The 12,987-nt window shown below is 43.7% G+C and carries 6 protein-coding genes and 1 pseudogene; all 7 read left to right on the top strand.

What is annotated here, in order from left to right; genetic code table 11:
• Nucleotides 1-1,164: pseudogene (locus AC1DBT_RS05460) on the top strand (peptidase); the annotation flags it as partial.
• Nucleotides 1,165-1,459: 295 nt separating this feature from the next.
• A complete protein-coding gene (locus AC1DBT_RS05455) occupies nt 1,460-1,876 on the top strand; it encodes a fluoride efflux transporter FluC (protein ID WP_480018926.1) in 417 nt (138 codons plus the stop codon).
• Nucleotides 1,873-2,271, top strand: coding sequence for a fluoride efflux transporter FluC (locus AC1DBT_RS05450; protein ID WP_480018925.1), 399 nt, complete (start codon nt 1,873-1,875; stop codon nt 2,269-2,271). The genes AC1DBT_RS05455 and AC1DBT_RS05450 overlap by 4 nt, the downstream gene beginning before the upstream one ends.
• A 490-nt stretch (nt 2,272-2,761) precedes the next feature.
• Nucleotides 2,762-3,901, top strand: a complete 1,140-nt coding sequence (locus AC1DBT_RS05445) for a PTS sugar transporter subunit IIC (RefSeq protein WP_480018924.1) — start codon at nt 2,762-2,764, stop codon at nt 3,899-3,901.
• Nucleotides 3,902-4,009: 108 nt separating this feature from the next.
• Complete coding sequence (locus AC1DBT_RS05440) at nt 4,010-4,936, top strand: 2-dehydropantoate 2-reductase (RefSeq protein WP_480018923.1); 927 nt, start codon at nt 4,010-4,012, stop codon at nt 4,934-4,936.
• Between the two features lie 310 nt (nt 4,937-5,246).
• A complete protein-coding gene (locus tag AC1DBT_RS05435; RefSeq protein ID WP_480018922.1) occupies nt 5,247-5,684 on the top strand; it encodes a hypothetical protein in 438 nt (145 codons plus the stop codon).
• Between the two features lie 35 nt (nt 5,685-5,719).
• Nucleotides 5,720-12,862: a peptidase gene (locus tag AC1DBT_RS05430; protein WP_480018921.1), complete on the top strand. Its 7,143-nt coding sequence runs from the start codon at nt 5,720-5,722 to the stop codon at nt 12,860-12,862.
• The last annotated feature ends 125 nt before the right edge of the window (nt 12,863-12,987 follow it).

Here is a 12,987-nt window from a genome sequence, read left to right as displayed (position 1 = left end):
ACCAAGCCTTTACAAGATGAAGTAGACAAAGATGCTAATTTACCAGAAGACGTTTCGTATAAGAACGCTTCAAAGGATAAGCAAACTGCATTTGATACGGCATTAACCGCTGCTAAACACCTTATTGCTAACATAAATGCCGATTCAACCAAGACTAAAGCAGAGAAGCAAGATGCTGTTGATAAGGCTCTCCAGACTCTTAAAGATGCAGCCGAAGCTCTCGACGGTGTAGACACCAAGCCTTTACAAGATGAAGTAGACAAAGATGCTAATTTACCAGAAGACGTTTCGTATAAGAACGCTTCAAAGGACAAGCAAACTGCGTTTAATAACGCATTAGCTGCTGCCAAAGATCTTGTTGCTAACATAAATGGTGATTCAACCAAGACTAAAGAAGAGAAGCAAGATGCTGTTGATAAGGCTCTACAGACTCTTAAAGATGCAGCTGCTGCTCTCGATGGTGTAGACATCAGCGCTTTACAAGCTGAAGTAACTAAAGACGGTGCATTAAAAGACGACGCTTCATATAAGAACGCTTCAAAGGATAAGAAAGCCGCATTTAATAAAGCGCTCACAGATGCAAAAGATCTTGTTGCTAACATAAGTGGTGAAAAGTACGCAGACAAGACTCGCGAACAAAAACAAGAGCTTGTTAATAACGCACTTAAAGCATTGCAAACAGCTGCTGCTGCTCTCGACGGTGTAGACACCAAGCCTTTACAAGATGAAGTTGTTACAGCTGATGAAGTTAAGAAGTCTGATGCATATACCTATGCTTCACAGGATAAAAAAGATGCATACGACCATGCTCTTCAACGAGCAGATAAACTGCTGAAAGAACTCTCAGATTCTAGTACAGATTCACGTACTAAGGATCAAAAAGAAAAAGCTTTGGCTGATGCATTACAACTTGTGAAAGATACTAAAGCAGCTTTGGACGGTAAGAAGCCAGAAACTCCGACACCGATACCAGCGCCAGCTCCAGCACCTGCTGAACATGTGGAGCCTGCTCAACCTGTAGAGCAATCAACACCTAAGACCTCTGATCCATTTGCCTTAGGTCAAGCACTTGCATCCTTACTTGGTTCTGCAGGAATACTTGGTGCAGGTTTTGTAGGTCGCTCAAAGCGTTCAGCTGCAAAGCACATGAAACGCAAGAAGTAAACGGCGTGTAAGTACAAGTGCGCACTAGGCGCGTCATGTACCGCAAACGCCAAGCGTTCAAACGCAACGCGTCTTGCGTCAAGCTTAACGCACGAAGCCACGCGCTACGCGCCCAACAAGCACTAAATCACGATGCGTGTTCTCTACAAGGTAGGGGACACGCATTTTTGTATAAACTGCCGCACGTTTATGCATGTGTATTATGCACGGGTGTACTGCCGCAGCGCTGCACAGACACACGGCGTATTATAATCAAGAAGCACACATCTAATACAAACAGCTTATAAGAGGTGTTATGAAGTTACCACAAACAGCCACACAAACCTTGGCAATTTTTGCAGGTGGTTCGCTCGGCGCCTTTGTGCGTTGCTGCGTCTGCTTGCTTGTAGGTGTAAGTTTCTCTAATCCACTGGTTATCTTGGCTATTAACCTTATTGGCTCTGGTATTTTGGGATTCGTCCAAACTTTGTCGAACACCAAGCGCCAATTGGTTCAGCCCTTTTGGGCAACCGGATTTTGCGGCGCATTTACTACATATGCTACCTTTATTGGGATCATTACCGTAGGAGAATCATCGCCTGTATTTGCAACTCTTTATGCAGTGGTTTCTTTAGTGGGCGGTACAGCTTGCGCGTTGGTAGGAAGACGCATGGGCGTGTGTAAACGCCGATGCATACATTCCAATGCATGCAAAACGAGGAGCGCATCATGAGCATGAACGCAGCGATAATTTTGCTTGCGGCTTCTCTGTGCGCAGGAGTAGGAGCTTTGCTTCGTGCAGGCGTTATACATTATATTGATTCAATCAACACGCACAAAATTTTTTCAGTAAGTCCTGCTATGTTGGTGGTTAATGTGCTTGGATGTGCGCTTTCGGCGATCTTTTTGATTGTTGCGCATCGCCTTGGCCTCAATTCCTTATGGAGCGTATGCGTCTCAACAGGTCTTTTAGGTGGCTTTACGTCGTTTTCTACTCCTTGTGCAACAGGCGCACAGCTTCTTGAACGCAAACGCTATGCACATGCCGTAATGTATACAATTATTATGGTCGTGTTATGCTCATTAGCATATATAAGCTGCGCATATGTATCTGTTACGCTCACATAAGTAACAAACCAAAATGTTTGACGATATGTGTATAAAATGTGAATTAAAAGAAAATATGTATAAACAACAGTGAAACTTGAACATGGTATTGTATGTACGTATATAAAGTATTCTAACTATTAACGTACGTAAGTATACAAACCGCTAAGCGTATACATATGTAAAGTGTGTATATACAAAATTTTAAATAAAGATATAAACGGTATTAAAACTTTGATCAAATACAGTATACGCCTGGTGTTAAAAATCATAAACCACCGAACGTTTTTGAGAGTTTATCTCAAAAAAATTGTTTACAGCCTCAAAATTATAGTTTTGCATGACTCACACAGAGTTACACACCTGCGCGCTACAATCAAAACCCGTCACATCCTGCAAGCACGCTCCATCACTTTTTCTATGGGCAAGCTATACTTAAAAGTAATCAGTTCTCTATAAGATGTAACTGGGATTTTATATATATACCAACGTAGAAAGGTGAAATATACCTATGGCTACTTCACAGAAAACTTCTGGTGCGTCTGCGCCTCAAGCAGCAAAAGCATCTACAGCTGCTACGCATACACCTGCACCTCCTACTTCAGAATCTTTTGGTCAATTTATACTCAAAATTTTGAATGGAACTACAATTGCAATCGTTGTGGCTCTTATTCCTAATGCAATTCTTGCAACCTTTATTAAACCTTTCCCCGACTGTGCACCACTTATGGAGTTTTATCACACCATTGTTGCCTTCCAATTTTTAACGCCAGCTATGGCAGGTTTTCTGATTGCTCATCAGTTTAAATTTAATCCTATTCAAATGGCTACGGTTGCTGGTGCTACCTTTATTGGATCGGGCGCATGGAAATTTGTTCCAGCTGCAACCGTTGCTGATAAAACGGCTCCACTTTTCCAGCTGGCAGGTATTGGTGACATCATTAACGTGATGATCTGCGCTGCACTTACCGTTGCTGTGGTACGTGCTATTGGCAATAAGCTTGGCTCGCTTACCATTGTGCTGTTACCAATTATCGCTGGTGCAGGTATGGGATTTGTTGGTTGGAAACTTTTGCCGTATGTGTCACAGATTACCTATTTCATAGGCCAACTCATTAATACCTTTACTACGTTACAGCCTTGGTTGATGTGCATGTTAATTGCCGCTTCATTTTCTATTATCATTATCAGCCCCTTGTCTACCGTGGCAATTGGTATTGCTATTGGCTTAACAGGTATGTCTTCTGCTGCGGCAGGTATGGGCGTTGCCGCGTGTGCTGCAATGTTGGTGTGGGCATGTGCTCGTGTTAACAAAGCAGGCGTACCTATTGCCGTGGCGCTTGGTGCTATGAAAATGATGATGCCAAACTTTATGACGCGTCCTGTGATGGCAATTCCTGCAGCTCTTACTGCTGCAATCAGCGCACTTACCATTCCTTTATGGGAAATGGGCGGAACTCCTGCTTCGTCAGGTTTTGGTCTTGTTGGATTTGTAAGTCCTTTAGCAGCTTTAAGTATTGGTAACGTTAACATTATTCAAATTCTTATTGCATGGGTAGTTATTCCATTTGCTGTAGGATTTGTAGTTAATAAAGTCTTATGTGACGTGGTTCATCTGTACGATAAGGATCTCTTTAAATTTAAGGGCTAATTGGTATACATTCGCGCACGGGTGCTGTGGCGTTTCGTGCGCGATGTTTTTTTGCATGTTTTAACATATGGTATATAAAAAGGTAGTTTATCTACGAAAGGTGGAAATATGCGTATTTATATTGCAGGTTCAGGTGCAATGGGTTGTCGTTTTGGGTATCAGCTTCAACAAAGCGGTCAAGAAGTTATTCTTTTAGACAACTGGCAAGATCACATTGATGCTATTAAGCAAAACGGTCTTAAAATTGTAGGCGATAAACCCGACTGCGTTAAGATGACTATCATGCATCCAACCGAGGCACATACCCCTGCTGATTTCATCATCTTGTTTACTAAAGCTATGCAGCTTCCCCAGATGTTAGAGGACATTAAACAAATTATTGGTGAGCACACAAAAGTTTTGTGCTTGCTTAACGGTTTGGGTCACGAGGACACCATTCGCAAGTATATTAAAGAAGAAAACATTTTGATGGGCGTTACCGTATGGACTGCAGGTCTTAAAGGACCAGGTGTTGCCATTTTACAAGGTAAGGGCTCTATTAACTTACAAAGCTTTGACACATGCGGAAAAGAGTCTTCGGCTCAGATTGTAGACGTTATGAATCAAGCTGGCTTAAACGTTATCTACGACGAGGATGTTCTGCCTTCTATTTGGCGTAAAGCATGTGTTAATGGAACCATGAATTCTACCTGCGCGCTTTGCGACTGCACCATTGGAGAATTCTTTGCAACCGAAGACGCACTGCATACCGTACGTGCTATTATTCACGAGTTCTGTGAAGTGGGAATTGCATCGGGTATTAAACTTAACGAATCCGAAATCGTAGACTACGTAATGCATGTATCCGAAATAGCCGCACCTCACTATCCATCCATGCATCAAGATCTTGTACAAAATCATCGTTTAACCGAAATTGACTACATTAACGGTGCTGTTGCACGCCGTGGCAAAAAGCTTGGTATTCAAACACCTTATTGCCAGATGATTACCGATTTGATTCATGCAAAAGAGCACATTTTGGGCATTTCTAAGTAGTCTGAGTTTAAAGCGACGCATGTGGATGTATGCATGAGGCCGTTTTAGCCTAAAACACGTTACTATGCCTTGCTGACACGATTTTGTGTTGGCGAGGCATATTTCATATATTAATAGAGGACTGTCTATAATAAATTCTCTTCAAATGTTGTTGCTAAACTGCAACGTATATGACCAAAAAACACTTGTATACTTAGCTATTTTTGGTAAAATTAAGACACTAGACTATTAACGTCTCTCTATATTTAATATATAGGTTATAGATTCGTAATCGTTTGTGAAACTGTATCTCAAGCGAAAGGAAGTTTATATGGCTCGCAAACATCACGCTAAACACAGTAAAAAAACGATACTTGCGTCTGCTTCGGCGCATTCATTTTCAAAACTTTCTGTTGGTGCTGCAGGTGCCGTTGCAGCAGCTTCGCTTGCGTTGAGTGCAGCTCCTGCACTTGCACAAACGGAATCTACTCCTGCGGCCGCGCAACAAACGGCACCTACGCCTGCAGGTAAAGTTCAGACTCATGTAAATAATAAAGATGTTACTGCTACCTCGGTTAAGGCTGTTACAGATAACTCGCCTAAGAAAACTGATACAGACAAGAAAGAAGCTGTTAAAAAGGAACAGGTGGGGGGGGTAATCTTGGTAAAGCCCCTCAGAAAAACACAACGGTTCAGGAAGTTGCTTCTTCAAAAGGTTTTGATCGCGCAGCTACACCTGCACCTGCTCCAAAAGTTAACAGTGAAATAACGCTTTCAAAAGAAACAAAAGACACGCTTCCTAACATGTACGCATGGGGCAAGTCTGACAATGTTTATATTGAAAGCGGTCAGAATCAAGAAGTTACCTTTAAATTCGAAAAGCCTTCCGATGGCAGCACCATTACTAAGGTAGCTATTTTCCCGAACGATAATATTGATATTAAAAATAACAATGCCAAGGGTTTTGTAGAATACTATTCCGCTGACGAAGATTGGCATCAAGCTTATTCTGGGAAATATGCCTTTACCACAAGCAATGATGGTTCGGCAACGCTTAAAATGACTCATCTTTATAGAGATAACAAAATGCCAGCTGCTGGCTATTCTGCTATGCGTTGCATCTATGTGTATGGCATGAAAGACGGGCAGGAAGTTCTTCTTTACAAGACGAATATTGTGCGTGCAGCAACACTTATTCCGCCTAAAACAACAGGCTCGATTGTTTTAAGATACGATCAAAAGCTTGAAGATAACACCATTCGTGAAAAGCTTCAACAAGCACTTGATGCTCCTACCGAGCTCAAAGATAAGAATACGTCTAAACCATTGTCGGTTCGCGATCAAATTACGGCTGCAAGCACAGTTAATGGCGTTGGTGTGCGTAAGGAAGAATCAAAGCCAGTTGTTAATACGCCAGATACCGCTGAAAACAAGGTAATTATTAACGCTGAGCAAGCTTATGATGCTGGTCAAGTAAATTCCATTAACACGGTAACGTCAAAGCCTGATGCAAAAGTAACCACCTATAAAACTGGTGTTGTAAATCTCAAGACCTACTTGGTATCCGACCTCGGCTACAAGTCTGAGGCGCTGCCTCTTACCATTGCGCGCTATGACACGCGTATTGATAAGCCCACCGTTGAAGATCCAACCAACGTTTCGCAAGAGATAAAGAACGATATTATTAAGAAGCTTGCACGTCTTAATCACGTTGGTCAAGACAAAGTGTCTATTAATGACAAGGGCGAAGTTACCATCAGCTTCGATGGCGTGGATGCTAAGGACGCTCCTAAGATTGCTCTGCGCGACCTTGTGTTGAAGAAGATTGCGGAAAAGGATATTTCTGTTCCTGCAGCCGATAAAGCAGTCTTTGTGGCTAACCCACTTGGCTACTCAAATGCTGAACTTGATCGAATTAAAACAGCTATTTTCGACGCTAACAAAGATAACAAAGAGCTTGGTCTTACCAGCAAAGATCAAATTACGCTTTCCTACATTACGGGTGACCTTACTGGCGCAGGCGATGCTAATAAAGGCCGTTCAAACGGCTTACAAGAAAATAATATTAATGTAACCATTAAGACTGATAAAGCACTTGCAAAGTTTACATCAGACATAACCAAAGATAAACTCACGCGTCTCCCAGATATTCGTACTGATTATAACGTTGAGCTGGTAAAGAAAAAGCTCGATGGTCGCGATAGTGATGAGGGTTTCTCGTGGAGCGATGATAAACACACTACACTCATCTATCGTTATGATCCAACCAAAGCCCAAGCGTTTACCGCTCCTGAGATTGTGAAACTTATCAAAGCCACGCCTAAGGATCAGAATACAGGTTTGCGTCCGCTTACGGGTGGTGAAGCGCTCGATCACGAAGGCAAGGGCGGCAAGCCGACCAAATCTCATATGAATTATGCAATTGATAAAAATGGTGAACCTACTACCGAGTTGACCCTTGGTATGATGAATGGCGCATATTGGATAGGCGATCCACAAGTTGCTAACTCAGATGCGAATATGGGTGATGAAGAGTCGAAGGTGGGTAAGTATACCTGGGATGATGAGGCTGGTTCTGTAACTGTTGCTGCTAAGCAGAACAAAGTTTTTAAGACACGTCTTTTTGTTGCGCCATATGCTTTGTCATATTATCGCGGTGTATATACAAATCCGTATAAAAAGGATCCTAACAACACGCCTAAGGCAATTAACGTTATTTTTGTGCCGCAGACGAATCATAAGACGAAGGATCTTAATAAGTCGATTGGCGAACACAAGACTGTTGCTGTTGAAGGCAAAGATGTTCCAACACAGTCAGCCTATTACAACGCTTCTGACAAGGTAAAGAAAGACTACGAAGATGCATTGAAGGTTGCTAAACAAACGCTTGAAAAAGTTGGAACTACACCAGATGATCAGTTAACTGAACAGCTTAAGGCTGAAGTTGATAATGCAACCATTAAGCTGGATAAAGCTCGTGCGGCTCTTGATGGTGATGCTACCAAGAAAGATGAGCTGAACAAGTCGATTGAAGCCAACGGTAAGACTGCTGAGGGCACTACTGCTGAAACTCCTGGTACTGTAACTACTGATAGGTATAAGAATGTTACTGATCCAGTATTCCAGACCGACGATGGAAAGCCTGATACTGCCAAGAATGAGAAAGCTAAGGCTGCTAAGACAGCTTACGATGAAGCGCTTGCTGAAGCCAATAAGGTAAAGGAAGACAAGAACGCTACTCAAAAGGCTGTTGACGAAGCCAAGGCCAAGCTTGATGCTGCGCGCGAAAAGCTTAACGAATTTACCACTAACAAAGACAAGCTTAACGCTGCTATTGCTGAGCATGGTCAGGTGAAGGATGGTAGGGACGCTCAAGGCGCTCAAACGATTGCAAACGCTGACCCAGCCTATCAAAACGCAACTGATGATGAGCGCAAAGCATACGATGACGCTGTAAAGAAGGCAAAGGATCTTTCAGCAGATCCAAACGCTTCTCAAAAGGACGTTAACGCAGCTATTGACGCGCTTCAAAAAGCTAAAGCAGCGCTTGATGCTAAAGCTACGGATAAGTCAAAGCTTATAACCGCTGAAAAGCTCAGCTTCGATAATCCTGATAAGGATGATGCAAGCAAGCAGAGTACTTTCTATAAGAATGCGCTTAATAAGCAGACTAACGGTGCAAGCGAGCAAGAAAAACAAGCTGCTAAAACCGCTGTTGACAACTATAACAATGCGTTAACTAAGGCACGCGAGGTTCTTAAGAACGACAAAGCAACTCAAAAAGAAGTTGATGATGCTAAAGAAGCGCTAACTAAGGCTGAAGATGCACTTCATAAAGATTATGCAACTGACGCTAATGAACTTACGAAAGTTCTTGCGGATAACTTTAGCGGTTACCTGATGCCTGCATACTTTAACGCTTTCGATAAGGCCCAAGCTGGCGACGAAGACGCAAAGAAAGCATTCAAAGATTACAACGATGCTTATCAAAAAGCTAAGGCGCTTAAGGAAGATCTAGAAAAAGCTAAGAATGGTGGAACTGCTCCAAGTCAAAACCAGATTGATGAAGCCAAGAAAGCTCTTGAAGAAGCACGTAAAGTTATCGACAAGTATGCAACTAATACCAGCAGGCTTTCGGCAGCTGTATTTAATGACCTTGCAATACAACACAGCCCAGCATATAAGAATGTATCTGCAGATGATGCAAGTGAAGAGGCAAAGGCTGCTAAGAAGAAGTATGACGATGCCGTAAAGAAGCTACAGCAGGCGCTTGAGAAAAAGATGCCTAAGGATCAAGCAAATGGTAAGGATATTCCTGATACAAATACTCCTGTTAAGGACGGCAACCTTGATGATAAGGACTACCTGAAGAATATTCAGGCACATGCGCAAGGCGAGCCTCTGGATAGGGATATTACCTCAATCCTTAAGGAAATGAACGATGCTATTGCAGATTTGAACAAGTTTGCAACCAAGACCGACGAGCTACTTAAGTCTGTTAACGAGCATGACAATACTCAGAAGACGCCTGCGTATAAGAATGCTTCGCAGCCTGATTTCAAGAATGATGACGGAACTGAGAATACTGCTAAGAAAGAAGCAGCTAAAAAAGCTGTAGATGAGTATGGTGCTGCTCTTAACGCAGCTAAGGAATTGCTCAAGAATCCTGCTGCAACGCAAAAGGAAGTAAATGACGCGCTTAAGACCTTGAACGAGAAGCGTGCGGCTCTTGACACGTACAACACCGACACCACCAAGCTCACGGAAAGTGTTGGCAAGCACGGCTCTACAGAGGGTCCTGCTCCTACAGAAGGCACGCAAACTTCTGATGCGTATCGCAATGCGTCTGATCCTCACTTCATGAAGGAAGAGGGCGGTAAGCTTGTTCCTGATACGGATAAGAACACTAAGGCCGCCGCAGCCAAGAAGGCGTATGATGAAGCTTTGACAAAAGCTCAGGAGCTTTTGAAGAAGCATGATAATGAATCTACGCCGCAAGACGCAAAGCCAACTCAAAAAGACATCAACAAGGCGCTTAAGGATCTTGACGATGCTCGTACTGAGATTGAGAAGTATAAGACTGACACTTCTAAGCTTGAGGCAGAAACTAGGAAGTCTACTGCGGAGGGTGCTCCTGCTGCTACTGAAGGCGACTTCGAGTTTACCCCCGAATTCAAGAATGCTCAGGCTAAGACGAGCAACGGTGTGGAAAACGCAGATGTTACTGCTTACAAAGAGGCTCTCACGAAGGCTCGTGATCTTGCAAAGGCTGCGGCAGATCAAGACAAGAAGAACAGCGAGCGTCCAACGCAAAAGCAGATTAATGATGCACTCGATGCTCTTACTGCAGCTAAGAAGAAAATTACTGATAACTACAAGACCAATCTTGAGCCGTTGACTTCTGCTAAAGACTTTGCAGATGGTGACTTCAAGAAGACGCCTGAGTATCAAAATGCTGTTGCTAAGAAGACTGCTGGCGATCAAGGCGCTAAAAAGGACTTAGGTGAAGCTGGACAAGACACAGGCTTCGACAATGTTTTGAAGAAAGTTATCGACAAGCTTAATGATAATGATTGGAAGCAAAAAGCGACCCAAAAGCAAGTAAACGCTCTGCTTAAACAGCTGAAAGACGCTCAAGACAATATTGCTAAGAAATATAAGACTGATGCACTTAAGCTTGAACGTGAAGTAGGCGATAAGGATCAAGATGGCAAGCCAGTTGTTCCTCCGTTTGAAGCGTCTGTTCCATACAAGAACGCGCTTGAAAAGGCGAAGACAGAAGATCCTGCTACAACGGATGCTAACTCCGCAACCAAGAAGCTCAAGGATTACACCGACAAGCTCAAGGCTGCACAGGATCTTATCAACAAGGTTAAGAACCCCGATCCAAATGCTGCTCCAGCAGATCGTCCAACCCAAGCGCAGGTAGACCAGGCTCTGACTGATTTGCAAAATGCTAAAAAGGCAATTGACGAAAACTTTAAGACCGATGTTGCTGCTTTGCAGAATGAAGCCGATGATAAGGACGATAAGGGCGTAGCTAAGAATCCTACTTTTGAGGACACAACCGAGTATAAAAACCTTAAAGGAAAGACTAAGGATGGAAAGAAGCCTGATGACCTGGTAGCGTATGAGCAAGCTCTGGCAAAGGCTAAGGAACTCATCGACAAGAACGATGGTAAGGTCACGAAGGATGGCCAGGAAGTTGACGTTCCAAAGGATCAGCTCCCAACTCAGCAAGAAGTTGACGCAGCTAAAGAGGCTCTTAAGAAAATCAAGGACAAGATTATTGCCAACTACAAGACCAATCCGACCGAGTTGCAAATGGAAGTCGACAAGTCTAAGGACGGCGACGACGACCAGCGTGATACCACGTTTGAGAATACGCCTGAGTTCAAGAATGCCGATGCTAAGGGTGATGAAGCGTCTAAGAAAGATCTTGACGACTATAACAAGAAGCTCAAGGCTGCCAAGAAACTTCTCGATGCCTTTGATCGTACTACTGGCAAGCCGAAGACCAAGCTTCCAGAAGGCATGGATAAGGCTCCAACCCAAAAAGAGCTTGACGATGCGCTTGATGCATTGCAAGTCGCTAAGAAGAAGATTACTGACGGCTACAAGACTGATCCTTCTAAGCTGAAGTCTGAAGCGGATGCTGATGGTGACTTCACCAAGACACCTGAGTATCAAAATGCTCAAGCTAAGGGTGACGACGAGTCTAAGCAAGCTCTTGCAGACTACAAGAAAGCTCTTGAGGACGCTAATAAGGTTCTCGGTGATAAGGATGCAACCCAAGCGCAGGTAGACGAGGCACTCCAAAAGCTCCAGGATGCTAAGCAAAAGCTTACGGATGGTTATAAGACTGATAAGACTGATTTGACTGCTGAAGCCGACGATGACGCTGACTTTACCAAGACTCCTGAGTACGCAAATGCTGCAGGCTCTTCTGAGCTTGACGCTTACAAGAAGGCTTTGGAAGACGCTCATAAGGTTCTCGGCGATAAGGATGCAACTCAAGCTCAGGTAGACGAGGCTCTTGCAGCGTTGAAGCAAGCTAAGCAAAAGCTTACGGACACCTACAAGACTGATACAAGCAAGCTGAAAGCTGAAGCCGACGATGACGCTGACTTTACCAAGACTCCTGAGTATCAAAATGCTCAAGCTAAGGGTGACGACGCTTCTAAACAAGCTCTTGAAGACTACAAGAAGGCGCTTGAGGACGCTAACAAGATTCTCGGTGATAACGATGCAACCCAAGCGCAGGTAGACGAGGCACTCCAAAAGCTCCAAGATGCTAAGCAAAAGCTTACGGATGGTTATAAGACTGATACAACCAAGCTGAAAGCAGAAGCCGACAAAGACGCTGACTTTACCAAGACTCCTGAGTACGCTAATGCTGCAGGCTCTTCTGAGCTTGACGCTTATAAGAAGGCGCTTGAGGACGCTCATAAGGTTCTCGGTGACAAGAATGCAACCCAAGCGCAGGTAGACGAGGCACTCCAAAAGCTCCAAGCTGCTAAGCAAAAGCTTACGGATGCTTATAAGACCGATAAGAGCAAACTCCAAGCTTCGGTTACAGACGCATCTCAGAATCCAAAATCTGAGTACCCGTATGCATCAGAAGCAGCTCAGAAGGCTTACCAGAAAGCTTTGGACGCTGCTCGCATGGTACTGGCTGATCCTAATGCAACTCAGGCGCAGGTAGATGCTGCATTGCAAAACCTCAAAGATGCTTTTGCGGCACTTGTAAAGAGTAATAAAGAGGGTCTTCCTGCAGATTCGAATACAGGGGATCACATCGGTAGTACCATGCACGCTCATGGACAAACGCCTAAGCATCTGGCTCAGACGTCCGATCCTACCAACGCACTTGGTGCAATGGGCATGATTGCCTCGGCATTTGGATTGATTTTTGCTGGATTAAAGAGCAAAAAGCGTCGTAAATAGTATGTTTCGGTGTGTTGTGCGCACGTAATTGTTGCGGCTCAACATGAGTGAAATATAAAGAGGGTTTGAATACCCGCTGCCATTTGACAGCGGGTATTTTGCTAACTATGCAGTTTAGAGATGCT

It is taken from the genome of Fannyhessea sp. C0108B2 (genome assembly GCF_056583915.1).
This window is presented reverse-complemented; position numbering and strand designations above follow the sequence as displayed.

Excerpts from the sequence above, each read along its gene's own strand:
- AC1DBT_RS05435 (WP_480018922.1), top strand. The coding sequence starts at position 5,247 with ATGGCTCGCAAACATCACGCTAAACACAGTAAAAAAACGATACTTGCG.
- AC1DBT_RS05450 (WP_480018925.1), top strand. The coding sequence starts at position 1,873 with ATGAGCATGAACGCAGCGATAATTTTGCTTGCGGCTTCTCTGTGCGCA.
- AC1DBT_RS05440 (WP_480018923.1), top strand. The coding sequence starts at position 4,010 with ATGCGTATTTATATTGCAGGTTCAGGTGCAATGGGTTGTCGTTTTGGG.
- AC1DBT_RS05455 (WP_480018926.1), top strand. The coding sequence starts at position 1,460 with ATGAAGTTACCACAAACAGCCACACAAACCTTGGCAATTTTTGCAGGT.
- AC1DBT_RS05445 (WP_480018924.1), top strand. The coding sequence starts at position 2,762 with ATGGCTACTTCACAGAAAACTTCTGGTGCGTCTGCGCCTCAAGCAGCA.
- AC1DBT_RS05430 (WP_480018921.1), top strand. The coding sequence starts at position 5,720 with ATGTACGCATGGGGCAAGTCTGACAATGTTTATATTGAAAGCGGTCAG.